The sequence below is a fragment of the Arcanobacterium hippocoleae genome, from assembly GCF_040360365.1.
GTDB lineage: Bacteria > Actinomycetota > Actinomycetes > Actinomycetales > Actinomycetaceae > Arcanobacterium_A > Arcanobacterium_A hippocoleae_A.
Genome location: NZ_CP136412.1, coordinates 404,495 through 427,636, shown reverse-complemented (window position 1 = coordinate 427,636; position 23,142 = coordinate 404,495). Strand labels below are relative to the sequence as shown.

The 23,142-nt window shown below is 47.5% G+C and carries 22 protein-coding genes, 8 pseudogenes and 1 riboswitch; of the genes and pseudogenes, 13 read left to right on the top strand and 17 right to left on the bottom strand.

The window, feature by feature from the left end; genetic code table 11:
* Position 1: 1 nt before the first annotated feature.
* The 9 genes and pseudogenes from RQN30_RS02165 to RQN30_RS02130 form a co-directional block, all read right to left on the bottom strand.
* Positions 2 to 789: pseudogene (locus RQN30_RS02165) on the bottom strand ((Fe-S)-binding protein).
* A gap of 106 nt (positions 790 to 895) precedes the next feature.
* A pseudogene (locus tag RQN30_RS02160) lies at positions 896 to 2,547 on the bottom strand (L-lactate permease).
* Positions 2,548 to 2,876: 329 nt separating this feature from the next.
* Entirely contained in the window at positions 2,877 to 3,062 is a 186-nt protein-coding gene (locus RQN30_RS02155; protein ID WP_353061064.1) for a hypothetical protein, read from the bottom strand.
* Positions 3,059 to 3,621 (bottom strand): annotated as a pseudogene (locus RQN30_RS02150) (amino acid ABC transporter ATP-binding protein). The gene RQN30_RS02155 and the pseudogene RQN30_RS02150 overlap by 4 nt, the downstream one beginning before the upstream one ends.
* 68 nt (positions 3,622 to 3,689) lie before the next feature.
* Positions 3,690 to 4,427 (bottom strand): amino acid ABC transporter permease, encoded by a 738-nt coding sequence (locus RQN30_RS02145; protein ID WP_353061063.1) that lies wholly within the window; start codon positions 4,425 to 4,427, stop codon positions 3,690 to 3,692.
* A gap of 210 nt (positions 4,428 to 4,637) precedes the next feature.
* Positions 4,638 to 4,976 carry a type 2 periplasmic-binding domain-containing protein gene (locus RQN30_RS12455; protein ID WP_491608686.1) on the bottom strand — a complete coding sequence of 113 codons (339 nt, stop codon included), beginning with the start codon at positions 4,974 to 4,976 and terminating at the stop codon, positions 4,638 to 4,640.
* A complete protein-coding gene (locus RQN30_RS12450; protein ID WP_491608685.1) occupies positions 4,970 to 5,497 on the bottom strand; it encodes an ABC transporter substrate-binding protein in 528 nt (175 codons plus the stop codon). The genes RQN30_RS12455 and RQN30_RS12450 overlap by 7 nt, the downstream gene beginning before the upstream one ends.
* 95 nt (positions 5,498 to 5,592) lie before the next feature.
* Entirely contained in the window at positions 5,593 to 5,877 is a 285-nt protein-coding gene (locus RQN30_RS02135; protein ID WP_353061742.1) for an aminotransferase class I/II-fold pyridoxal phosphate-dependent enzyme, read from the bottom strand.
* A pseudogene (locus RQN30_RS02130) lies at positions 5,853 to 6,741 on the bottom strand (pyridoxal phosphate-dependent aminotransferase). Before RQN30_RS02130 ends, RQN30_RS02135 begins: the two are co-directional and overlap by 25 nt.
* Positions 6,742 to 7,169: 428 nt before the next feature.
* On the opposite strand from RQN30_RS02130, the gene RQN30_RS02125 reads away from it, so the two are divergent.
* The 11 genes and pseudogenes from RQN30_RS02125 (at position 7,170) to RQN30_RS02075 (ending at position 15,087) form a co-directional block, all read left to right on the top strand.
* On the top strand, positions 7,170 to 8,000 hold the full coding sequence (locus RQN30_RS02125) for a metal ABC transporter solute-binding protein, Zn/Mn family (protein WP_353061062.1): 831 nt from the start codon (positions 7,170 to 7,172) through the stop codon (positions 7,998 to 8,000).
* 228 nt (positions 8,001 to 8,228) lie between these two features.
* Positions 8,229 to 8,765 (top strand): metal ABC transporter solute-binding protein, Zn/Mn family, encoded by a 537-nt coding sequence (locus RQN30_RS02120; protein WP_353061741.1) that lies wholly within the window; start codon positions 8,229 to 8,231, stop codon positions 8,763 to 8,765.
* 30 nt (positions 8,766 to 8,795) lie between these two features.
* Positions 8,796 to 8,972 carry a hypothetical protein gene (locus RQN30_RS02115; RefSeq protein ID WP_353061061.1) on the top strand — a complete coding sequence of 59 codons (177 nt, stop codon included), beginning with the start codon at positions 8,796 to 8,798 and terminating at the stop codon, positions 8,970 to 8,972.
* Between the two features lie 112 nt (positions 8,973 to 9,084).
* Positions 9,085 to 9,869 (top strand): annotated as a pseudogene (locus RQN30_RS02110) (choice-of-anchor M domain-containing protein).
* Positions 9,862 to 10,656 (top strand): metal ABC transporter ATP-binding protein, encoded by a 795-nt coding sequence (locus RQN30_RS02105; RefSeq protein WP_353061060.1) that lies wholly within the window; start codon positions 9,862 to 9,864, stop codon positions 10,654 to 10,656. The pseudogene RQN30_RS02110 and the gene RQN30_RS02105 overlap by 8 nt, the downstream one beginning before the upstream one ends.
* Positions 10,653 to 11,504: an anchored repeat-type ABC transporter permease subunit gene (locus tag RQN30_RS02100; RefSeq protein ID WP_353061059.1), complete on the top strand. Its 852-nt coding sequence runs from the start codon at positions 10,653 to 10,655 to the stop codon at positions 11,502 to 11,504. Before RQN30_RS02105 ends, RQN30_RS02100 begins: the two co-directional genes overlap by 4 nt.
* Positions 11,505 to 12,175: 671 nt before the next feature.
* A pseudogene (gene dhaK, locus RQN30_RS02095) lies at positions 12,176 to 13,176 on the top strand (dihydroxyacetone kinase subunit DhaK).
* A gap of 5 nt (positions 13,177 to 13,181) precedes the next feature.
* The gene (dhaL, locus tag RQN30_RS02090) at positions 13,182 to 13,808 is read left to right on the top strand and encodes a dihydroxyacetone kinase subunit DhaL (RefSeq protein WP_353061058.1); all 627 of its coding nucleotides are present in this window, start codon (positions 13,182 to 13,184) and stop codon (positions 13,806 to 13,808) included.
* Positions 13,808 to 14,269, top strand: coding sequence for a dihydroxyacetone kinase phosphoryl donor subunit DhaM (gene dhaM, locus RQN30_RS02085; protein WP_353061057.1), 462 nt, complete (start codon positions 13,808 to 13,810; stop codon positions 14,267 to 14,269). Before dhaL ends, dhaM begins: the two co-directional genes overlap by 1 nt.
* The gene (locus RQN30_RS02080; RefSeq protein ID WP_353061056.1) at positions 14,260 to 14,496 is read left to right on the top strand and encodes an HPr family phosphocarrier protein; all 237 of its coding nucleotides are present in this window, start codon (positions 14,260 to 14,262) and stop codon (positions 14,494 to 14,496) included. The genes dhaM and RQN30_RS02080 overlap by 10 nt, the downstream gene beginning before the upstream one ends.
* Before the next feature lie 405 nt (positions 14,497 to 14,901).
* A complete protein-coding gene (locus RQN30_RS02075) occupies positions 14,902 to 15,087 on the top strand; it encodes a hypothetical protein (RefSeq protein ID WP_353061055.1) in 186 nt (61 codons plus the stop codon).
* A 169-nt stretch (positions 15,088 to 15,256) separates the two neighbouring features.
* Here RQN30_RS02075 and RQN30_RS02070 read toward each other — a convergent pair.
* A pseudogene (locus tag RQN30_RS02070) lies at positions 15,257 to 16,089 on the bottom strand (MetQ/NlpA family ABC transporter substrate-binding protein).
* 105 nt (positions 16,090 to 16,194) lie between these two features.
* On the opposite strand from RQN30_RS02070, the gene RQN30_RS02065 reads away from it, so the two are divergent.
* Complete coding sequence (locus RQN30_RS02065; RefSeq protein ID WP_353061054.1) at positions 16,195 to 16,401, top strand: hypothetical protein; 207 nt, start codon at positions 16,195 to 16,197, stop codon at positions 16,399 to 16,401.
* On the opposite strand, the gene RQN30_RS02060 is transcribed toward RQN30_RS02065, so the two are convergent.
* The 6 genes and pseudogenes from RQN30_RS02060 to RQN30_RS02035 form a co-directional block, all read right to left on the bottom strand.
* Positions 16,376 to 17,110: a methionine ABC transporter permease gene (locus RQN30_RS02060; protein ID WP_353061053.1), complete on the bottom strand. Its 735-nt coding sequence runs from the start codon at positions 17,108 to 17,110 to the stop codon at positions 16,376 to 16,378. The two genes, RQN30_RS02065 and RQN30_RS02060, sit on opposite strands and share 26 nt — an antisense overlap.
* Positions 17,100 to 18,093 (bottom strand): annotated as a pseudogene (locus RQN30_RS02055) (methionine ABC transporter ATP-binding protein). Before RQN30_RS02055 ends, RQN30_RS02060 begins: the two are co-directional and overlap by 11 nt.
* Before the next feature lie 4 nt (positions 18,094 to 18,097).
* Positions 18,098 to 18,183, bottom strand: a riboswitch (SAM riboswitch).
* Positions 18,184 to 18,404: 221 nt separating this feature from the next.
* Positions 18,405 to 19,097 (bottom strand): metal-dependent transcriptional regulator, encoded by a 693-nt coding sequence (locus RQN30_RS02050; RefSeq protein WP_353061052.1) that lies wholly within the window; start codon positions 19,095 to 19,097, stop codon positions 18,405 to 18,407.
* A 95-nt stretch (positions 19,098 to 19,192) separates the two neighbouring features.
* The gene (gene deoD, locus RQN30_RS02045) at positions 19,193 to 19,900 is read right to left on the bottom strand and encodes a purine-nucleoside phosphorylase (protein ID WP_353061051.1); all 708 of its coding nucleotides are present in this window, start codon (positions 19,898 to 19,900) and stop codon (positions 19,193 to 19,195) included.
* An 81-nt stretch (positions 19,901 to 19,981) separates the two neighbouring features.
* Positions 19,982 to 21,019, bottom strand: a complete 1,038-nt coding sequence (locus RQN30_RS02040; protein WP_353061050.1) for an AI-2E family transporter — start codon at positions 21,017 to 21,019, stop codon at positions 19,982 to 19,984.
* A complete protein-coding gene (locus RQN30_RS02035; protein ID WP_353061049.1) occupies positions 21,001 to 21,258 on the bottom strand; it encodes a hypothetical protein in 258 nt (85 codons plus the stop codon). Before RQN30_RS02035 ends, RQN30_RS02040 begins: the two co-directional genes overlap by 19 nt.
* Positions 21,259 to 21,608: 350 nt before the next feature.
* Between RQN30_RS02035 and RQN30_RS02030 the strand changes: the two genes are divergently transcribed.
* Entirely contained in the window at positions 21,609 to 22,337 is a 729-nt protein-coding gene (locus RQN30_RS02030) for a vitamin K epoxide reductase family protein (protein ID WP_353061048.1), read from the top strand.
* 118 nt (positions 22,338 to 22,455) lie between these two features.
* On the opposite strand, the gene RQN30_RS02025 is transcribed toward RQN30_RS02030, so the two are convergent.
* A complete protein-coding gene (locus tag RQN30_RS02025; RefSeq protein WP_353061047.1) occupies positions 22,456 to 22,893 on the bottom strand; it encodes an HIT family protein in 438 nt (145 codons plus the stop codon).
* Positions 22,894 to 23,142: the final 249 nt, after the last annotated feature.

The following is a 23,142-nucleotide window of genomic DNA, read 5'->3' as shown; positions in this document are numbered from 1 at the left end:
CTTATACTCCCAACTTCGTTGTAGCAGCAGGTGCCTGCCAGGGTTCGCTTTCAGTGCCGGCAAGTACTTCTGCAAGGTGCATTGCGCGGATCCCAGCGCGCAGCCGGGAAAGTCCGCCGCCGATATTCATCAGGCATGAGTAATCACCTGCAACGATTACTTCGGCTTTTGTTGACATAATATTTGCAATCTTGTCTGCAACCATCGAGTAGGATGTTTCGGCGTTCTTAATCGAGAACGTTCCGCCAAAGCCGCAGCAAGATTCTTTTTCCGGCAGTTCAATCAAATCAATACCGCGCACATTTTTCAGCAGCTCCCATGGCCGGTCGCCGACTTTCAGCATACGCATCGAGTGGCAGGTAGGATGATAAGTTACCCGATGTGCGAAATATGCTCCCACATCGTATGTGCCCATTACGTCTGTCAAAAACAATGGTAAATCGTAGGTTTTTGCGGCAATCGCATCAGCTTCGTCTGCGAGCCGGTCGAATCCGCGGTCACGTAACACCACGCTTTGCTGATGTTTAATTGAACCGGTACATGAAGATGAAGGGGAAACAATATAGTCCCATTCGCCATCGAGTACTGGGCGGAAAGTTTCCACATGATTGCGGATCACCGGCACTGCTTCGCTGTAGTATCCAGTGTTTACATGCATTTGCCCGCAGCAGGCTTGATCTTTTGGAAATACGACCGTGTGCCCTAAGCGTTCAAGCAAATGCGTAGTTGCCTGAGCTGCTTGGGGAACATCGCATCCACGATACAGGTTGAAAACATTGCTATTTTCATATTCAATCCTTTGTTTTGCACTGTTTAGTGAAGATTCGAGACGTTTAGTGTATTTTTACCGACGGTTTTATTATTTGCTTTCATCTCTGCCGGTAAAGAGAAATAATTACGAGCTTGCAATCAAAAATCCGAGCGGACCGAGTGAAGCCAGAAGAACCAGCAATCCGAGGGCGATGAGCAATCCGAGTGACCACGGAAGAGCTTTCCGGAGTAACTCAGATTCTGATCCGGGCTTTTTAATTGCAGTTGCTGCAATTGCCAGATTTTGCGGGGAGATAATCTTCCCGATACCGCCTCCGATTTCATTTGCTCCAAGTAAGAGCTGAGTACTTAAACCGGCATTTGCAGCTGCAGTAGATTGCAGGTTGCCAAAAAGTGCACCTGCTGAAGTCGCTGATCCGGTTACAGCTGTACCAATCCAGCCAAGTGCTGGAGATACTAACGCAAAAGCAGTTCCGGTCTGGGCGAGCCAAGTACCGATTGCTACGGTTTGTCCGGAGAAATTCATTACATAAGCAAGCGCCATCACTGCCATGATTGTGAGAATTGTTAACCGCAAATCGTAGATTGTTTTTGCAAGAACTTTGAAACCGCTGCTAATCGTGGCATTAAATTGCGGAGCGGAGCATATCGCGTAAACTACGGTTACAATAATTCCAGTTATCAGCAGCATTGTTCCGGGGCTTGAGAGCCACTGGAAGCTGAAGATGGTTGAAGATGATGGATTTCCAGCTGCATCAAGCAGTTTGCCGTCAAGTCCGGGCCACGGAAACTTGATATCAGTTGCGGTGAGCATTTTCGGGATATCAACCCCGATTTTCCATAGCTTCGCAATTGCAAAAATTATCACTACCAGCCAATACGGGAGCAGCCCGAGCATAACCCGTGAGCCGGAGAGTTTTTCTGCTGAAGCTGCAGAGCGGAATTCTGCAGGAGTGTTCGGAGTCCAAAAACGCATGAATGCTGCAAGTACTGCGAAAGAAAGCAGCGAAGCAAAAACTGCTGTCAGCTCGTATGAAAGGAAATTTGCAGCAATAAATTGCCCGAGAGCCATTGCTGAACCTGCAGCGAAAGCTGCCTGCCACGCTTGCTTTAATCCGCGCAATCCGTCGAGAATCAAAAGCATTACGATTGGAACAAAGACAATCAAAATCGGTGCTACACGGCCCATCGTCGCGCCGACAACCGCAGGTTCGGCACCGCCAAGACCGGCAACAGTGGTAGTTGGGATTGCCATTGCCCCAAAACCAACATTTAATGCATTCCCAACCATTACGGCGAGAGCTGCTTTAATCGGCGGAAGACCGAGAGCAAAAAGCATTGCACAAGCGATCGCGACTGGAGCGCCGAAACCAGCCAGCCCTTCAAGCAGACCGCAGAAAGCGTATCCGATCAGCAGTGCTTGAATCCGCTGATCTCCCTTTCCGACGAGGGAGAATACTGCTTGCACGTCTTTCTCGCGGCCAGTTGCTTGTGTCAGATTGTAAAGCCAGACTGCCATAATCACGATGTAAAGAATCGGGAAGAGACCGAAAAAGCTCCTTGTGTTGCCGCTAGCAGCGTAAAAGCAAACGGCATTTTGAATCCGAAAATCGCAATGAGGATTGCCACCAGCAAAGAGCCGAGAGCGCACCAATGCGTCTTAATTTTAAATACCCCAAGCATTACGAAAAAGACAATCAGCGGAATAAAGCCGACGATTGCTGAAGCTGTAAGCGAGCCGGTGATTGCGTCTACTTGCGGGGTGAATGTGCCCATCTAGTTCTCCTGCGCCTTTGCATTTTGGTTCTTGAGTAATGGTGCTTACATTTGCTGCTGGTTTCTTCCGGAAAATATCAGGGAGAAAGCTATTCGCAAGAGAACTGAAAAGTATCAGCCCGGAAGCACACACTACCGCGTTTAATACCAACTATGTTAAGTGGAAAAATACGCCTCGCCAAACAAATTAACGGCATAATTTGCTTGCTAAAATAAGGTCCAAACTGCTGAAACTGCAAAATGACAGTTCTTGCGCCGGAATTGCAAGGATAATCGCATTCGCTGCGGTTTCCGGTGCTGCTGTTAGAGCACTTTCTCAAGGAAGCTGATTAGGCGCGGACTGGTTGGTTCGGCAAACAGCTCATGTGATGGTTTGTCTTCGCCAATCTTACCGTCGTCCAAAAAATTGTGCGGTCAGAGACTTCGCGTGCGAAGCGCATTTCGTGTGTAACTACAATCATCGTCATCCCGTCGTTTGCCAAATCTTGCATTACGCCGAGCACTTCGCCGATCATTTCTGGGTCGAGTGCGGAAGTCGGCTCGTCAAAAGCATCACTTCCGGTTCCATCATCAGCGAACGGACGATTGCGACCCGCTGTTTTTGCCCGCCGGAAAGTTCCTGCGGATAGAAAAGCTCACGCCCTTTCAGCCCGACACGTTCGAGCAGTTCAAGCGCTTTACTCTCCGCAGCTTCCGGTTTCAATCCTTTAATCGTGCAGGGCGCCATTGTGAGATTTCGCAGCACATTCATATTGTTGAACAGGTTAAATTGCTGGAAAACCATGCCGATTTTTGGCGGTGCACGTTGATATTGGTGTCTTTTGCGAGTAAATCTACGCCGTCGAATAAAATCTGACCGGAAGTTGGGGTTTCAAGTAAATTCAGGCAGCGTAAAAATGTGGACTTACCTGAACCGGAAGGACCGATGATTGATACCAAATCTCCGCGGTAGAAGTTTGTGCTGATACCTTTGATTACCTGGGTATCAGCAAAATTTTTTACAAGATTCTTCACTTCCAGGAACGCTTCGCCGTGCTGCTGCGGCTGCTGCGCCGGGAAATCGCTGAATTCCATTGTCATCTTAAATTGGCTCTCTCGTAGATTCTGGCTGCTATTGAATGATTTTCTAAATTTTCGCTGTTTCAGCGTACGCGTGTTTTTGATCGTGATCTTGATTTTGCTTTCGCACGTGAATCGTATTTGAGTTTCTTTTCGGTGTAATTAACAAGTCTTGAGAAAGTGAATGTGAGCAGGAAATAAATCAGCAGGGCGACGGCAAGCGCCGGCAGTGTCTTGTAGGTTACAGCGATTACATCGTTAGTGCGGAACATGATGTCTCCGATTCCAATCACTGAAACAATTGAAGATTCTTTAATAACTGTAACGAATTCGTTGCCGAGAGCTGGAAGAATATTGCGTATTGCCTGCGGTAAAATCACAATCCGCATTGCCTGCTTGTTTGTTAAACCGATTGAGCGCGCCGCTTCAAGCTGGCCTTTATCAACTGCCTGAATCCCAGCACGAACGATTTCGGAGACATAGGCGGCTGAGTTTAGACTCATTGCGACAATTCCGGCAGCGAAGCGTTCAAAGTCAGGAATGAACGGTATCTGCGGGAACTGGATTCCAAGCATCGGCAGTCCGTAGAAAATGAACATTAACTGGACGAGCAGCGGGGTGCCGCGGAAAAATTCGACAAATATATTTGCCGGCCACCTGAAAAGTTTCCAATTACTCATGCGCATCAGTGTGAGCAGCGTGCCGAAAATAAAGCCAAGCAATACTGAAAAGAGTGCGATGATGAGCGTTGAGCGAATTCCGTCGGCGAAAAACGGATAGTACTTGACTGTCAATTCCCACATGCTGCTAAAAAAGCTCATCGTATTTTCCTAATCGTTAATTTCTGATAGTTGATATGTGCGAAACTGAGAAAACTTACTCTCGTCTAGACTTTGAAAGCTTTTCACCCAGACATAAATAACATAAATAATCGGCGGCAGTATCTGCAGCGTTAATTTTAGCTTGTTGATTCGCTGCATGCTGCAGATATTGCCAGCCGGTTTTGCGTTATTGGTTACGTTAAATACTTGTTATGAATCTAGGCCGAGAGTTTTTGCAAGAGCGACGGCTTCATCGTATGCTTTCTGCCACGAACCATCGGCAATCATTTTCTTGACGGTCTTATTTACTTCAGCTTTCAAAGCGTCGTTTCCTTTCGCCATGAGTGCTGCTTTGCCGACATTTGCAGCTGCAGAGGTAAATTTGTAATCTGACAGGGCAAGCTTTCCGCCGGAATTTTCAACAATGGACTTTGCCACGGCTTCGTCGGCAACGAGACCGGCGATATTCCCATTTTGGATTTCCAGTGCGAGTGCCGGATATTTATCCAGCTCGAATAATACGGATTCTTTGAGCTCCTCTTTTACCACTCCGGATTGAATTGAACCTTTTTGTGCGCCAATCTTTTTCCTTTGAGCGCTGCAATGCTGTTGTAAGTTTCCGCCTTATCTGCAGCAACTACCAGCTTCTGCACTGAAGATTCGTAGTTATCAGAGAAATCTACGACGGCTGCACGCTCCGGAGTATTTGAGAATGCCGCAATGCCAAGCTGTACTTGCCCTGCTTGTACGGCGGGGATAATGCCGTCGAACTTCATATCGACTATTTCGAGCTTTACGCCAAGATCTTTTGCGATTTGTGCGGCAAGTGCGATATCTGCTCCGGCAAATTTTGCGTTTGCGTCTTTGAACTCGTACGGCGCATATTGGGCTTCGGTACCGACTTTGAGTACGCCGTCGGATTTAATTTTTGCGAGTGCATCATTGCTGCTTGATTGCTCTGGTTTGTCGGTATTGCTGCTGTTTTCTGCATTTCCGCAAGCTGTGAGCAGTGAAAGAGAAACGAGAGCGGCAATTGCGGCGGCGAGATTAGTGAATGCGTGTTTTTTCATGGTGATAGTCCTTTGCGTGTTTTCGGCTTTTAATTTTAAATTATTTAGTTGCTTTTTAAGTTTGGATGGCTTGAATTTTATGGGCTCAAGCAACCCTAAATTCGCAGTCGGGCAAGCCGGCGGCAGGCGGTTTCGAGGACTTGCATTGATTCAGTACATGCGATTCTGATATGTCCGGCGCCGGCAGTACCGAAAGCTTCACCGGCAGATACGAGGATGTGTGTTTGTTCGAAGATTTCTTTTGCGAGTTCACTTCCGGTTAAATTTGCGGTATTTCCTGGGAAAAGGTAGAACGTGCCTGCGGGCTGAATTAGCGTAAAGTGTGCCAGTTTCGTAATCTCACTTGCCAGATATTTCATCCGTTTTCCGTATTCGGAAATATATTTTGCGCGTATTTTTTGCGAATCTGCAGCGCTTTTAGTGCTGCGCGCTGCGAAATAGCGGGGGTGGAATAGGCGAGTGAATCGTTTACGGCGCCGATTGCTTTGATATATTCTGGTGCAGCAACTGCATATCCGACGCGCCATCCTGCCATCATGAAATTCTTTGAAAAGGAATTCAGTGTGATTGTGCGTTCAGCCATATTGGGTAAAGAGCGCAGCGGAATAAAAGGAGTTGTGCCGAAAATGAAGTCTGTGTAGATTTCATCGGCGATTACCAGCAAGTCGTATTTGATTGCAATCTCTGCAAGTGCTGCGAGCTGTGTTTTGCTGTATACGACGCCAGTTGGATTGGTTGGATTGTTGAAGATAATCGCCTTAGTGTTTTTGGTAATGCTGTTTTCGAGACGCGAGATTGCGTCGGGGGTGAGGGCATATCCGTCGGCGGGCCGGAGCGGAACTTCAACTGTTTTGCCGCCGGCGAGAAAATTTGTTGGGTATAGATTGGGAAGTAGGGGAGAAAACTATTACTTCTTCGCCGGGATTAAGCAATGCGATTAGTGTCTGTGCCATGCCGATTGCGGAAGATGGGGTGATGTGCACTTCTGCTGGTGTGAGGGTAATGCCGAAATCTTCTTGCCAGTATTTAATAATCTCGGTAATTAGTGCGGTATCGCCTTTCGGGTCGCCGTAGTGAGTGTAGCCGGCTTTTGCATCTTTGAATGCGGCGTCAATAATTTCGGAGTCTGTGGTGTAATCGGCATCGCCAATGGAAAGATTGATTACATCAGGGTATTTGTTTAAAGCGTTCACATCGAGGCCGAAAGTGCGGGATGCAGCCCATTTTTTCGCAATTTTACTCATAAAAACTCCTTTCGGCGGCTTGTGCGGCGCAGATGCGGATTTGCTGATTTGTGTATCTGCAGTCTGGAAGGGCTGCCGAATATCTCTGTATAATTATGCGCTTATGAGTATAATTAGTCAATTAAGGTTTGAAGATTTTTGAAATTGAGTGCGACGTTACAGTGCAGCGCGTGTTTTGTGAACCGCAGATTTGTTTTGCGTAGATTTCCGGTAGGAAACTCGTCACATTGTTGAGAACGATTCCCAAAAAGTAAATATTTCTTCGTAAACTTAAAAGTGCGCTGAGTGCTTACGGTTTCGCTCTGGAATATCCGCACAATACGAAATAACGTCAATCATCCGCGGGAAACTGCGGCGGCTATTGCGCAGCGTCTTGGAAACGAACAAAAATCATGAATAACGAACTATCGGATCTACGGGAGAAGGGCTTGCAAAGTTTCCGAAAATATCTGGGGCTAACTCTCAGTGCAATGCTGCTGCTCAGTGCATGCGCTGCAGCAGCCGACGCAGGCGAATTTACGGCAGAATCAGCAAATCGGAACCAGAATCCGGCTGTCTTCGAAAAGACAATAAACGTCGTAGCAAGTACTCCGATTATTGCGGATTTAGTACGCCAAATAGCGCCAGCCGCACATTTGGCTACACTCGTACCGCCCGGCGCGGATCCGCATACTTACGAGCCGTCACTTGCGGCAATCAGAGATGTGGCGCGTGCAGATATTGCTTTCTCAAACCAACTCCTGCTTGAAGAACAATCATTGCTAAAAACAATCGATGCAAACCTGCCGGATCATGCAAAGCATGTCGGGCTTGGGAACGACGCAGTAAAATACGGTGCGACGCATATTCAGCTCATTGAAGACGCATCCTTATCTACCGTCTGGCTCGGCTTCCGTGTGGATGGCAGCGGCGGATCAAATGCCACCGTCGAAATAACCGCAGTGAATATGGAAGGCCCAGGCGTGCTTGCGGCTTTCACTACCGGTACTTTCGGGCAGCCAACTGCGTGGATTTCAAGCAGCGACGGAATCGACCCGGAAAACGACCGCGTTGAACTGCCGACTAATGCGCACACACACATGTCTTGGGGTTTTTCCAAACCAGGTGAATATCGGCTGCAAGTAAAAGCAGCACTCAAAGACGGGGAAAAGCGCCGCGATCTCGGTTCCAGTGAAATACATTTTATTGTCGGAAAAATCCGGAAGCCAAAGCACAGCAGATTATCGACTCCGGCCACGTCGACATTACCGCGCACTTAGCGGGCGGTATCACCCTATTAGCTGATCAAAAGACGGGAAACGAGAAAATCTCGATCCAAGTACCGCAGCATTTGCAGTTCCCTACAGCGCGGTTACTACAATTCCGAGCCAGGAATGGGATTTTCTGGCACGGCCGGGCAGTGAAGCTTTTATCCTTGCACAAGCAGTTGCCGGGCGGCACGTGCACGGCGAAATCGATCCGCACCTTTGGCATGATGTAAAAACACAATCGCCTATGTTGAAACTATCCGCGATGAACTAAGTGCAGTAAATCCGCAGGAAGCAAAGATATACCGGCAAAATGCTGCAAAATATATTTCCCAGCTCAAAAAACTCGACGCATGGATGAGTTCGGTAATCGCATCGATTCCGCAAAAACAACGCACACTCGTAACTACACACGATTCTTTCGGCTACCTTGCAAAAGCATACGGGATAAAAGTTGCTGGTTTCGTCGCTCCTAATCCGTCGCTTGAACCTTCGGTCCAGCAACTGGCAAACCTTTCGCGAACCCTGCAAAATCTTGGCGGCAAAGCAGTCTTTATTGAACCGAATGCGCGTACACATGTGAACGAGCTGCTTTCGGTAGCGCATCAGGCAGGGGCAAAAGTTTGTGAAATCTATTCCGACACATTCGTTAAAAATGTTGATAGCTATATTGAACTGATGACCGCGAACGGAAAATCATTAAAAAGCTGTTTAGATCCGGGTTCGCTTCCGGCATGGGATTTTATCTCCGACGGCGTTGAACACGACGGCGACTAAACGAGAATAATCAAAATATGTGCTGCAGCAATGGTCCCAAAGCTGAAACAAAATATTTTGTTTCCCGATACTGCCGAAAGAAATGAGATTAAGGATAAAAATGAAAGTACGGAAAAAATTATCGTGATGTCCATGCTGCTGTTCGGATTAATGCCGGCAAGCGGAGCGGCAGCAGCAGACTCGGGCAGCAGTGAACAAAAAATGTAGATCCCGCTCTCACCCAGACTGTTACCAGCGACGAACAGGTTGCACCTGCCGGAAATCCAGTTGAATTGTACGCAGGGCACATTGATATGGGACCGCTTTTAACCGATGGGAAATGGGGACTTTTGCGCGCGACGATACCGGCAAAACTCCAATCTGGCGCAATCCGGATGAGATCGTCTACCGAGTTTCAGATGCTGCCAAACAACAAATTCCGGCAAATGAAGAATATAAATTCATTAAAGCGGAAGCCCCTGTGTGGGTGATTCCGCAGCAAGAACTGCGCGGAGCTGTTTGGCTTGGCTGGAATACACAATCTCCGGAAGTAGTCAATCAAGTAAACGGCGGTGTAGACCTGATTTTTGAAGGACACCAAGGTCCGGGTGACTTCCATGTTTTTATCCAAGCCGGTAATTTTGCCGGTCCGCAGCAGCTCTGGAATTCAACACAGAAAAAGCCCAGCCAATACATGTGGAACTAAATACGCACACCCACGCAAACTGGGTTTTCACCGAACCGGGAGTACATCTAGTGCGGGTAACTGCACAAGCACAATTAAAGAATGGCGAAACCGTATCGGATACGAAGATTCTGCGCTTTGCAGTTTCTGATACCGCAAATGCACAGCAGGCGCTTAATGAAACCTGGAATATCGAGAATTTTTCCGCGAGTGAAATTAAAGATTCGCATCCGAGTGCATTGGATCAAAATACGGCGCTGCCGTTTATCGTGGGAGGCATAATTATTGCCGCCGCGATTCTCGTGCTCGGAACGGTTTTCGTACTCCGAAAAAACAGTGAAAAAGCAAAATCTGCAGGTGAGAGTCTCGCTGCAGCTGCTTCAGGAAAAACCGTTGATGTAACGACGGAAACAGCAGGAGAATCGAATCGTAATGAGTAAAAGTGCACAGCATGCGCAGCAGCTTGCGAATCAAGTATTGCGTGTAGCTGAACTGCACGTAAAACTAGGCGGAAATAAAATTCTCCACGATATTAATTTCGGAATCGCCAGCGGTGAACTTGTTGGTTTGATCGGTCCGAATGGGGCTGGAAAAACCACGCTGATGCGCTCAATCATGCAGTTAATTCCAGTTTCAAACGGTACTGTGCAGACTGTTGGGAAGCTTGGGTATGTTCCGCAGCGTCAAGATCTTGACTGGCATTATCCAATCAGTGTCGAACAGTTAGTGCGAATGACTTTTGTGAAACACTCACGCCTGTTTTTCCGCCGTGAAAAAGCTCGGGATAGCGCGAAGCTGAAACCGGCAGCAATATGGGCTGCTGTGTATAAAGCACTGCGCCAAGTCGACTTGTATGAACTGCGGGGACGCACAATTGACGAACTCTCCGGCGGGCAGAAGCAACGCGTTTTAATTGCCCGCGCACTGGCAGCAAATCCCACGCTTTTACTGCTCGATGAACCTTTTACCGGATTAGACCATCCAAACCAAGATGCGCTCGCTGATTTATTTCTGCAGCTCCGTAATTCCGGAGTAGCAATTTTGATGTCTACTCACGATTTAACACAGGCGGTAGATATTTGCGACCGTCTCGTGATGATTAACCGCAGCGTGCGTGCCGTCGGCGCGCCTGCAGATTTACTCGATCGTGATTTGTGGATGAAAACTTACGAAGTACAAGAAAATTCGGCACTTTTACGAATGCTTGGAATGGGAGTGAAACTGTGAGTCTCGTCGAATTTATTTCAGATCTTTCGAATCCAACTCTCGCATTCTTGCCAAAAGCACTGCTTATTGCGTTAATGTCGGCGATTATTTGCGGGGCAGTAGGGGTACATGTGGTGCTGCGCGGGCTTTCCTTTGTCGGTGATGCGCTTGCACATGCAGTTTTCCCAGGTGTTGCGATTGCGTTCGTTTTGCAGGGATCAATTCTGCTTGGCGGTGCGGTTGCAGGCGGGGTTGTGACGATTCTAATTGCCGGTTTTTCACAGAATCGACGGCTGCGCGAAGATTCTATAATAGGAATTTTCTTCGCTGCAGCTTTTGCGCTCGGTCTGGTGATAATGAGTCGGGTACCAGGATACACCGGTTCGCTTGAATCGTTTCTTTTTGGTTCACTCACTGGCGTGAGCAATACCGATATTTTAACTGTAGCCGGAATCGGGGCATTGATTCTCGGAGTGCTTGCACTGGCGCACGAAAAACTGGTTCTTGTCAGTGTTGATCGAGATTTTGCCCGCTCAATCGGAATGCGTGTGGTGCTTGTAGATTTAGTACTCTATCTGACGATTGCAGCAGCCGTTGTGATTTCTGTACAGACCATTGGAAATATCTTGGTACTGGCACTTCTCATTGCCCCAGCTGCTGCTGCACGATTCCTGTCTGACCGGGTAATTCCAATGATGTTAATCGCTCCAGCAATTGGCGGTGCAGCAGCTTTTCTTGGGATTTGGGCATCTTGGGCCTGGGATTTGCCGACGGGTGCTTCCGTCGTATTGGCGGCGGCGCTGATTTTTATTTTAATTTGGTTCTTTGCTCCAAAACGCGGGCTGATTGCCGGAATTATTCGGCGTTAAGCTGAGTGTTCGCTAAAATTCGGCAGATTGTTTGTAATGGCAGCGGCAAGATTGGCAAGATGAGATATCGATTCGGATCTTGCCAAATTTGCATTACCCCAGATTTTTGCGAAAAAGATTCTGCACATTTTGTTCGTGTTGGTGCAAGCGGTGGTTGTTTGGGTGGAAAGCGGTGTTTTGCATAGATCAAGCCTGACCGCTATGCAAAAACACCGTTTGGAACCCGGCTAAAATCGACCCAAGTAAAAAGGCGATGCATATTTTGTTTCTACCGCGGGTATCGGCTGACGTATCTGCCAGCAAAGTTCTCATGTGAAACGTCCCAAGTTTTGGTCCGAGGCTTTTATGAGCGGATTTTGTTCTGCCTAGGAATTATTCATAAGAGTTTTGTGCTCGTGCTGTCGGTTTGGTGCAAGATCGGCTGAGGAACAATCCTGCACAATCGTAATCACATATTGTTACTGATATTGCGCTCAAGCTTGGTGCAGGCAAGGAAAGTCTGTGCCGTTGGGTGATGCAAGACGAGATCGACGCTGGTCGGAAAATCCAAAAAGATATCGCAAATTCTGCTAACTATGATGTAGTGCATAATAATCGCTTTTGATAGAATTGGTTTGTAGCGTGAATATTTGCGGAAAAGCGATATTCCAAAATAGGCAAGGAGGCCGGCATTGAAAAAGTTGATTAACAACCCGCATGAAGTGGTGGAAGAATCTGTTGCAGGATTCGTACTTGCGTATTCAGATATTGTAAAAAGCATGACGATCCGCTTTTCATAAGTCGCGCGGCGGAAAAATCTGCAGGGAAAGTCGGTATTATCTCGGGCGGAGGGTCTGGGCATGAACCGCTTTATGCAGGTTTCGTTGGGTACGGAATGCTTGACGCAGCTGTACCCGGTGCAGTATTCACTTCGCCTACTCCTGACCCGATTCTTGCCGCAACAAAGGCTGCAGATCATGGTGCCGGGGTGCTGCACATTATCAAAAATTACACTGGCGATGTACTTAATTTTGAAACTGCTGCAGAACTGGCAGAAATGGAAGACATCGAAGTTAAATCAGTGATTGTAAACGATGATGTTGCAGTGGAAGATTCGCTTTATACGGCCGGCCGGCGAGGTGTGGCTGGAACCTTGCTTGTTGAAAAAATCGCCGGCGCTAGTGCGGAACGCGGAGACAATCTCGAAAAGGTTACAGAAATTGCACAGCGTGTAATTGATAACGTGCGTTCGATGGGTGTAGCACTAACTGCATGTACCGTTCCCCATGCAGGGAAGCCTTCATTCGAGTTGACTGATGCCGAGATTGAAATCGGTATTGGGATTCACGGTGAACCGGGACGGCGGCGGATTGAAATGACGAACGCCGACGACATCACCGATCAGTTACTTGACCCAATATTGAAAGATCTTGCACTGGAAGCAGGGCAGCAAGTAATCGTGCTGATAAACGGGATGGGCGGAACGCCGCTTTCTGAACAATACATCGTTTATCGCCGCGTCGCGCAGCGTTTGGCGGAAGCAAATATTAAGATTGCGCGCTCACTCGTCGGCTCTTATATCACCAGCCTGGAAATGCAGGGAGTTTCGATTTCGCTCCTGCGCGCAGATGCGGAAATGTTGGATCTTTTCGATGCGCCGGCAGCTACAGCCGCATATCGAAAGGGGATGTAATTAAAATGGCATTAGATGTGAAATGGGCACTGGCCTGGATGCGTCAGTCTGCAGCTATGATTGCGGAAAAGCGCGAATATCTGGTAGATCTTGATCGTGAAATTGGCGACGGAGATCACGGTGAAAACCTTGATCGCGGATTCACGGCTTTAATAAAAGAGCTGGATACGCTCGAAGCAGCCACACCTGCAGATGTATTAAAACAGACAGCAAAGACGCTAATGTCTACCGTCGGCGGTGCATCTGGTCCGTTGCTTGGAACCGCATTTTTACGCGCGGCAAAAGCAGTTCCCGCAGCTGAACTCGATGCCGACGGAGTAGCAGATTTACTTGCGGGCGGTTTGGAAGGAATCCAAGTGCGCGGTAAAGCTGCTGAAGGTGAAAAGACGATGGTGGATGCTTGGGCTCGTGCCCTCGCTGCTGCAAAAGAAGCTGCGGTAAACGGATTAACTGCACAAGCCGCGCTTGCGGCGGCGGCAAGTGCAGCAGAAGCTGGAGCTGCTGCGACAAAAGAAATGTTGGCAACAAAGGGAAGAGCCTCATATCTGGGTGAACGTTCTCGCGGACACCTGGATCCGGGAGCGGTATCTTCCGCCTATATTTTGCGTGCTGCGGTAAAGGCGGCCGGATAATGCCAGTATCTTTAGTGTTAGTGTCGCATTCGCAGCAACTCGCTGCCGGATTGCGTGAACTTGCCGCGCAAATGGCACATGATGTAAAAATAGTCGCGGCTGGCGGGCTTGATGATGGCGGAATCGGCACATCATTCGACAAAATCAATACTGCGGTTGGAGATTTGCGGCGGGAAGGCAGTGAGGTCCTGATACTGACAGATCTTGGTTCAGCAACAATGACCGTCGAGTCAGTGCTTGATTTCCTTGACGATGAACGGGTGATATTTGTAAACGCACCTTTTGTGGAGGCTGCTGTTGCTGCTTCAGCTGCAGCGCAAGGCGGAAAGAATTTGCCGGAATGTGCGCAAGCTGCGCGAGATTCGGTAAATATTTTCATTGCGGATACTTCTGCTGATATCGAAAATATCAATGCGACTTCAGATTACAAAAAGTCAAATACACACGTACAGTGCGCGTAGCTGATGCCGTCGGATTGCACGCGCGCCCTGCAGCAAAAGTGGCGCAGATGGCTGCAAACACTGGCGGACACGTATTGCTTAACGGTGAACCTGCTGATTCATTGCTTTCGATTATGACACTTGGTATTGAATCCGGTGCGGAAGTCACTTTAAGCTCTGATGATGTCGAATACAACGATATCGTTGATCAGATTGCTGCCGCAATTGCTGCTGGGCTTGATAATTAACTGCACGGAGCTAATAAAATAATCGGTTTGCAGTGCAGCCTGTAATATAACGAAATAACGCCTGCAAATTCATATCTGCAAAATCGGGATTTTCCGTATTTTTGTTTATGGAGTGGGGGCAGCGTGTGCGGGTGTGCGGATGATGAGTGTGCGGGCGGTGTGGCGTGCGAGGCGGATGGTCATTGTTGTTTTTGCGGAAAGTGTTTTTAAAAGTATTTTTAACTGCACTGCGTGGTCTTATTCTGGTTTTCTCCCGGCTTGTGTTCAGTGTCTGCGCGGGCGGTTGGTTGGTTAGGTTTAGTCGGAGTGTGCCAGGCTGGCGCGTGTTTCCCGGTTTGTTAAGCCGGTGTATCTTCCCGGTTTGCTAATCCGACGGATATTTCCTGGTTCGTTACGTAGCTGGTGGTGGGAACTCAGGCTGTGTTTTTCGCCGGCGGAAGCGATTATATTTGTGCTGGTCACAAGCTCATGATAACGACGGCTCTCCCGTCGTTATACAAAACCACGCATTTCGCCACCAGTTACGTAACGCTGCGCGAACTTTGCCATCAGTTACGTAATCCCGCAGTCATTTTGCTATCAGTTACGTAATCCCGAATCGATTATGCCGTTTGTTACGTCAGCCAAAGCAGATTTCGTTACTAGTTACGTCAACCGGCACCCGCAGCGCAAACGAAATGTAAAGAGCCAATAGGAGAGGAGGCAGGTTCAAAAACCTGCCCCCAAGATTTATTGTGCGAACTTCGCAATCCAAACGCTATTAGAAAGCTGGAATCACGTTCTTATCCGGATACTTGTTTTCGATAAATTTCTTGACTTCCTCGCTGTGGAGAAGATCATCAAGCTTCTTAATCGCAGCAATCTTTTCGCTATCGCCTTTCCAAACAAGAATATTGGTATATGGGCTGTCTTCAGATAGCTCAATAAACAGTGAATCAGCCGGCTTCAACCCAGCTTCAAGGGCAAAATTACCGTTAATCACGGCAGCGTCTACATCTGGAAGCTGCACGGGAATTGCTGCGCCTTCAGCCTCGACAATATTTAAATTCTTTGAATTTTCAGTAATATCGATAATTGCCGGAAGTTTTTTGACGTATCAAGTTTAATTAACCCGGCAGCTTCAAGCAGCTTTAAACCGCGGGTTTGATTTGCCGGATCATTATTTACCACGATAGTTCCGCCGTCGGGAATCTCATCAACTTTTTTGAAATTTGCAGAATAAAGTGCAAGCGGTTCGATATGAACACCCTTACCTTTTTCAAACTTGTATCCTTTCTCTGCAATTTCACTTTCAAGATAGTTTGGTGTCTGGAAAAAGTTTGCGTCGAGCTCACCAGAATCGAGTGCTGCATTTGGCTGCACATAATCGGTGTACGGCCTAATATCGAGCGTAATTCCGGCGTCCTTTGCCAGCTCTTTCTGCACGAATTCAAGAATTTCGACGTGCGGAACCGGGGAAGCACCCACGGTAAGCGTTACCTCTCCTGCAGTACTCGTATTATCTGCAGCTTTCTTATCGGCGTTGGCAGTGCAGGCTGTGAGCGCCAGGAGTGCGGCTGTAAGCAGCGCAGAAAACTTTTGTAGTTTTTTCATTTTTATTTCCTTTTCGTTGTGTGCTTTCAATACTATTTGTGTACGAAATTTTGGTTTATTTGCTTGCAAAATTCAGTTTTTCTCTGCTAAGGCGTGTGCAAGAAAATGCTGAAAGCGTATCAGTCAGTGAAAACGATACCAGTGAAAATATCTGTTGTTTCAGACTTTTTGGAAACCCGAAACCGTAAATACAGCAAAAATCCAGCTGTTAATTACATATTCAAAGCAGGAGACTATCCAAAGATGATCCGCAAGCTTCAGCTTGCCGTTACCGGTTGGAGATGCCTTAGCGGTGGTCTGCCAACCGGCTAAACATGTCGCCAATCATCTGGACGATTTGTACAAAAATCAGCACAATAACCACGACGATAATGATTACATCGAAATCATATCTTTGATATCCATAGTTAATTGCCAAAGCACCGAGACCGCCGGCGCCTACTGCCGGTGCCATTGCGGAGTATCCGATAATCGTGATTGCAAGAATTGTAATCGACTGAATAATCGACGGCAGTGCTTCACGGACGAGCACGTCAGTCATAATCCGTAATCGACTCGCGCCCATCATCTGAGCCGCTTCAACCTTACCGTGTTCTACGGATAACAGATTCGATTCAACAAGGCGCGCAAAATACGGCACTGCAGAAACTATCAGCGCTAAAGTGAAAGCTGGCCAGCCAATTGCTTTCAGCCAAGGCAAACTAAGCGCACGAATCAAAAAGAGCACAATAATTGCGAGGATAATAAACGGAATTGCACGGCCGAGATTTATTAAAATCCCAATCATCCGATTTACCGTCGGTGATTCAATCACTCCGCCTTTGCGTGTTTCAGAAAGAAAAATGCCAAGCGGGAGACCAATAATTACCGTCGCTAATGTGGAGACGAACACCATCACAATGGTTTCCCATATCGCCGGCAGCAGCAGCTGCTGAATAGCAGGATTTGCAAACCAAGTGCCCTCAGCGGTGAAAATTGGAAGCAGCGTTTGACTAACATTAATAAGCGAACTATTCAGCATGATCACGCTCCTGTGCAAAGATTCCGTTTGCACGCAATTTTGCAATTGTTTCCCGTCCATGTGCTTTTGGCACAGTCACAGCTAGGCGTGAAACTTGGACATCGCCAATCGTCTCAAAAAATCCGGAAGCAATATCTGCGTTCAAATGTGAAACAAGACTAATTACCTTTGAACCGGCAGGCTCGCCCGGATGCGCAGTAAAAAATAAATCAATTACAGTTTGTCCGGAAAGGTGAGTGTAATCTACTTCCGGAAGCGGTACGAGTTTCAAACTAAGCGGAGAATCAGGGTTTGCCACCGCTGCCGAAATTTTATCCGACGCCACAATTTTGCCGGACTCCAGTAAAGTAACTGAGTCGCAAATTTTACGCACAACAGACATTTCATGCGTAATTACAACCACTGTGACTCCGAGCCGGTCCCGCACGTCTTTCAGCAGCGTCAAAATCTGATCTGTGGTTTCCATATCAAGCGCGGATGTTGGTTCATCAGCAAGAATTACCGCTGGTTCATCTGCAAGTGCCCGCGCAATTCCAACACGCTGCCGCTGACCGCCGGAAAGCTGTGCCGGATAAGAAGACTCGCGTCCGGAAAGACCAATTAGTTCGAACAAATCTTTCACGCGGGCTTTCCGCTCAGCAGCATCAACACCAGAAATTTTCAACGGGTAGGCCACATTTTCGCCGGCAGTGCGCGAATCAAGGAGATTTGCTCCTTGAAAGACCATACCGATATTGCGGCGTGCGCGGCGCAATTCTTTCCGAAAGCTTTGTAAAATCTTTCCCGTCAAGCAAAATAGCGCCGGATGTGGGACGTTCAAGTGCTGTAAGACAACGAATCAAAGTCGACTTACCTGCACCGGATTCCCCGACAATACCGTGTATTTCACCTTGTGTAATGTTTAAAGTCAAATGGTCAAGTGCAGTAACGTCCTGCGCACCTTTTCTTGGATAAATCTTTGTAACTTCTTTGAGTTCAATCATTTTTCCCCCATCGTTCTTGGCATTAGCACCCGGCCACCCGGGTTGCTGCAGTTTCTTTGAGCCAAGTCTCTCTACTGCTCTTGATGTCTACTTAAAGATTGCACTACTTTTTTAAAAAGTACAAATTAGAAAAATATATTTCACAATTCGGAGGATATTTTGAATTCTAAATTTTGGCTGCAGCCTGCCGATTAAAAAGAAAATACATTATAAAAATTGGAGCAGTGAGGGGTTGGTCACGCTGCTTGCTGAGTACATATTTCCCGCAAATTATCATCCAGCCAAATTAGCGTTTACCGTATCAAACCCCATCAATCTGCAGCAACCCAAATATGTTTTGCAACCGGAAAAGTAATCTGTAAATCAGATGCAGGCTGCCGGGGATGCGTGTTGGTATAGGGCGTGAGCGTAATTGATCCAAGAGTCTGGGAAATAGATTTGATTTCGCATCTAGTTCCGGGGAGAAGTTTCGCTTCCGCAAGATAAGCCAAAACTTCAGAATCTTCATCAGATACCCGCTGAATCTTCACAACACCGATTTTGTCAATTTCGCTTAAGAGTTTGAGCGGAATATGAGAAATCTTGCCGTCGGCATTGGGAATTGGATCACCATGCGGATCAGTTTCGGGATATCCGAGAATTTCATCAATTCGTGCGACAAATTGATTCGAAACGGCATGCTCAAGCGCCTCCGCCTCATCATGTACTTCATCCCAGCCGTAATTAAGCTGCCGGACCAGATAGGTTTCGATTAGCCGGTGTTTACGCGCCATTTGGATTGCAATTTTGCGGCCGGTTTCGGTCAGTGTAATTCCCGCATAACGGTGATGGTCAACATACCCGTGCTCGGTGAGCTTCTTCATCGCTTCTGAAACCGTCGACGGACTTAAACGCATCCGTCTCGCCAGTGCGCGGACTCCGACTGCTTTCCCAATCTGCTCTCCAAGCAGCCAAATATTCTTCAAGTAATCTTCATTTGATTGGCTCAGTTGTGTTTCTTGCATTTGAACTCGCTCCAGGAAGATGCACGCGGCTGCGCAATAAAGAATATTTGGCTGCCCGAGTTTGATTAAAAATCGATTATATCAGCTAAATTTGCTCAGCAGTGTGCTGCAGCTAATGCCAGTTTGAGAGCTTTCTGGAAGTTTGATTCGCGTTCTTCGGCCGTCATATCCGGAGCGGAATCAAATAAATGATCAGAAACTGTTAATACTGCAAGAGCTTGTTTTCCATAGCGGGATGCTAACCCGTACAGAGCACCGGCTTCCATTTCAATTCCCATTGTTCCTGCGGCTGCCAATGCTCTGTTTTCATCCGGGTCAACTCCGTAGAAGCGGTCACGGGAAACAATTGGCGCTACAACCACGTCTGCATCGTCACCTGCAGCGTCTGCAGCTGCGCGTACGAGTTCAAAGTCGGCGATAGCGGAATAATGAATATTCGGCGCCCAGTAGGTATTCATCACGCCCTCATAGTGTGCGCCATTAGCAATTATTACGTCGCCGGTTTTGACGCGGGGTGAAATTCCGCCGCATGTACCGACACGAATAATACGCTCCACACCGTATTCCATGAAAAGCTCATTCACATAAATTGAAAGCGAGGGCTGCCCCATGCCTGATGCCATAATCGAAAGCGGCTTCCCGTTCACTTCGCCAGTAAATCCGAGTATTCCGCGCACATCTGTTACCAGCTTTGCTTCCGGCATCAGCTGCTGCGCCATTCGCTGGGCGCGTTTCGGATCGCCCGGCATCAGAACTGCAGGAGCGAAATCACCCTTTTCTGCGTTAATATGCGGAGTTGCCATAAATCAAACCTTTCCAAATATGATTGCCAAAAGTGAAATACTTATCTAAGTATTATAGCGGCAGCACTGCGGCAGCCAGTATTATTTCGCAGCCTGCCGTTTTGCTTTCTTCTCCATTTTCTTTAACCGCTTGCGGACTTTCGGGCTTTCATGCTGGACAACTTTTTCGTTGAACTTTTCCCAGTGCTCTTTGGAATATTCGGCAAACGGCTTCTTCGGACCTCCAGGACGGTTCGGATCACTGTCAAGATACGGGTAGATATCGTGACCGTTTAGATAGAGCACGACGGAGTTGAAAGCTGCAGCAATTGGAACAACGAAAAGCGCACCAACGATACCAGCTATCCCTGATCCAGCCATCACGAGAAGCAAAATTGCCAGCGGATGTAAGTTTAATGCGTTTCCTTGGAGAATTGGCTGTAAGATATTACCTTCAATCTGCTGGATAAACAGTACGCCGCCGACCATTGCTGCAGCCATCCAGATGTTTCCTGTGTTCACAAGCACTACCAATACGGCGGCGGAACCGGAAACTAAAGAACCAACAATTGGAATGAATGCGCCGATAAATACGAGCACTGCAATTGGCAGAGCCAGCGAAATCGGAGTTCCAAGAATCATTGCGATTGCCGCAATGCCGATTGCATCAACGATGGCAACGATTGCTTGGGTCCGAGTGTAATTACCGACCGTGACCCAAATTCGGATGCCGGATTCATTTGCTGCATCACGGTATTTGGTAGGGAAAAGGCGCACGCACCATTGCCACAGACCGCGTCCGTCTTTCAAAAAGAAAAACAGCGAAAAGAACGTGACCATCGCACCAGTGAGAAAAGTGGTTACAGAGTTGGAGAAAGCGAGGAAACCGCCGAGAATCTGACTGGAATTAGTAGTTAAAAATGACTGTGCTTGTTCCCAAAACCTGGTTAGCTGCTGTTCGTAGTCGGGGAACTCGTCGCCAATCCAGTTGATGAGCGTGTCAATGCCGGTTTGCACATTATCTTTTAAATCATAAAAACCTTGATAAAGTCCGGTACCTGATCCGCCAATCATTGCGGCCAAGATTACGACGGCGGCGAATAATGTGATTGCGGCAGCGACTACCGGGGAAATCCCCATGCATTCCGCATTTTTGCGGCAACAGGTTCCGCAACCACTGCAATTAGCAGCGCTACCATTAACGCGATAATAATTGTGGAGAATTGACCTGAAATCCAAACCAATCCGGAAAGAGCAACCGCAATGACGATTACCCGCCAGCTCCATGCTCCAGCTGTGCGCAGCGGCTGCGGAAGTCCGGATTCGATATGCTTATCGGCCTGTGATTGATTTTGCGTGTTTTTGCTTAGGTACTGCAAAATAGTACTCCTTACGACTCTTAACTTTCGCCATAATCCTAGACACTTGGGCAATCTAATGCACCTTTCGGGAGTGCCGGGGTAATCGGCATTAAGCAGGACACCACCAATGTAGCTATTTTTCACTGCGTTCATGTTACTTGGGATATTACTGGTTTCCAGTATCCAAGTTATAATTTCTGGTTTCCGGAGATAAAATCCTAATCTCTGGGCGAAAATTTCAGAGACAAATTGTTTATCTAAATAAAGAAAACTGTAGAATGCGGTAGATTTAAGCAGGCATAATATGTTGCTGTTCGGTATCTTGCAGCGCAGGCAAAAGAACTAGCATAAGTACGAATTAGTAAACTATGGGGGTTCCAGTGGCGATAAGGCGAATTAGTACTGACTATCTGGAAATAAACGCGGAAAGTGCAGATTTTCAAGCTGAATCTGAGCTTAATTCCCGACTTGCGTCTCTCCGCGGAGACCCCAGTGCGCATCAGCTTTCCGGCGGTGCAACTCGCACAGCATCGATAACACTTTTGCTTTGTTCGTTAATCGGTTTATCTGCTTCACTCGCGCTGATTATGACCGAAAAACAGTATTTAATGAACCCGGACACGGCTCTCGTGTGCGATGTAAACCCGTTGATTGGCTGCAGTGACTGGTTTAGTGTTTGGCAAAACCAGGTGTTCTTTGGAGTATCTAATTCAGTGGTCGGATTTGGTGCTTTCAGTGCCTTAGCGCTGCTTTCACTGGTGCTGCTCGGCGGGTCGGCACTGCCAAGATTCCTTTGGCGGATTCTCGCGATTAGCTCAGGTTTCGCTGCAATCTGGCTGGTTTGGTTTATGTATCAGTCATTTTTCGTGAAAGCTGCACTTTGTCCGTACTGCGTTTGTGTATGGATTGCGGCAATTCCGACGCTCTATCTGTTTATTTCACGTGCACTGCAAGCAGAGCATTTCGGCAGCGGCAAAGCAAAAGATGCCGGTCGATTCCTGGTACGCAACCAAAGCGTTGCGCTTACTGCAATTTATCTCACGGTAGTAGTAACCGGTGTGTTCGCGCTTTGGGATATTATTATGCGGCTATTTTAACCGCATAACGAGTTTCTTCTGCTTTTTCCTGCGCACAGACCGAATCTGCCGGATTTTGTTGCCTCGCTTCAGATTTTCTGCACGCGCTGCCGTAGACGGCGGAGAATTTAGCTAACGGTTAGGAAAGTTTATGCATACTTACGGGCACATTTGATTCATAACCAAGCTTACACAGAGCTGTGCGGAGTTTTTCCATCGCAGCATCAAGCGCAGCTCCGGCGGCAATCTGCTCTTTACCCAATTTTGCGACGGTTTCCGCAGTAGCAGGAATCACGTGAATATGAGTATGCGGTACGTCAAAACCGAGGATCGAAATAATCGCACGCGGTACACCGAAAGCGTTTTCTTGGGCACGCCCGATTATTTGGGAAACATTTGCCAGATGTGCAAAAGTCTGCGGATCTAAATCGCTGTATTTATCAACTTCTTTACGCGGAACCACAAGCACATGACCAGGTTCTGCCGGTTCAATTGTGGCAAATGCTGCACAAACTTCGTCTTCCCAAACGAACCGTCCTGGAACTTCACCGGCGATAATCTTTGAAAAAATACTCATAGTTTCAGTTTAGTGAAAAGTCTGGTGAAAAACATACGATTAGTGAGCTTTCCGTCATCAGATAAGACAAATCTGAGTGAAAACGCTTGCCTGCGATAAGATTGAGCGAAACAAGCGAAACCTGGCGCTGCTCTCGATTTGATAGATTTCGATGTGCGAGCCGAGGGGAAACTAAAAGCGAAAATTTTGGAGTAAATATCTCTATTCGGAATTTTGGTTATTTATTCAAAAATTTTGTGAAGTTCAGAG

Bases quoted from the DNA above. Each gene is read 5' to 3' on its own strand.
- RQN30_RS02155 (WP_353061064.1), bottom strand. From the start codon at position 3,062: ATGATCGGCGAAGTGCTCGGCGTAATGCAAGATTTGGCAAACGACGGG.
- RQN30_RS02145 (WP_353061063.1), bottom strand. From the start codon at position 4,427: ATGAGCTTTTTTAGCAGCATGTGGGAATTGACAGTCAAGTACTATCCG.
- RQN30_RS12450 (WP_491608685.1), bottom strand. From the start codon at position 5,497: ATGAAAAAACACGCATTCACTAATCTCGCCGCCGCAATTGCCGCTCTC.
- RQN30_RS02115 (WP_353061061.1), top strand. From the start codon at position 8,796: ATGGTCCCAAAGCTGAAACAAAATATTTTGTTTCCCGATACTGCCGAA.
- RQN30_RS02105 (WP_353061060.1), top strand. From the start codon at position 9,862: ATGAGTAAAAGTGCACAGCATGCGCAGCAGCTTGCGAATCAAGTATTG.
- dhaL (WP_353061058.1), top strand. From the start codon at position 13,182: ATGGCATTAGATGTGAAATGGGCACTGGCCTGGATGCGTCAGTCTGCA.
- dhaM (WP_353061057.1), top strand. From the start codon at position 13,808: ATGCCAGTATCTTTAGTGTTAGTGTCGCATTCGCAGCAACTCGCTGCC.
- RQN30_RS02065 (WP_353061054.1), top strand. From the start codon at position 16,195: ATGCTGAAAGCGTATCAGTCAGTGAAAACGATACCAGTGAAAATATCT.
- RQN30_RS02060 (WP_353061053.1), bottom strand. From the start codon at position 17,110: ATGCTGAATAGTTCGCTTATTAATGTTAGTCAAACGCTGCTTCCAATT.
- RQN30_RS02050 (WP_353061052.1), bottom strand. From the start codon at position 19,097: ATGCAAGAAACACAACTGAGCCAATCAAATGAAGATTACTTGAAGAAT.
- deoD (WP_353061051.1), bottom strand. From the start codon at position 19,900: ATGGCAACTCCGCATATTAACGCAGAAAAGGGTGATTTCGCTCCTGCA.
- RQN30_RS02040 (WP_353061050.1), bottom strand. From the start codon at position 21,019: ATGGGGATTTCCCCGGTAGTCGCTGCCGCAATCACATTATTCGCCGCC.
- RQN30_RS02030 (WP_353061048.1), top strand. From the start codon at position 21,609: ATGGGGGTTCCAGTGGCGATAAGGCGAATTAGTACTGACTATCTGGAA.
- RQN30_RS02025 (WP_353061047.1), bottom strand. From the start codon at position 22,893: ATGAGTATTTTTTCAAAGATTATCGCCGGTGAAGTTCCAGGACGGTTC.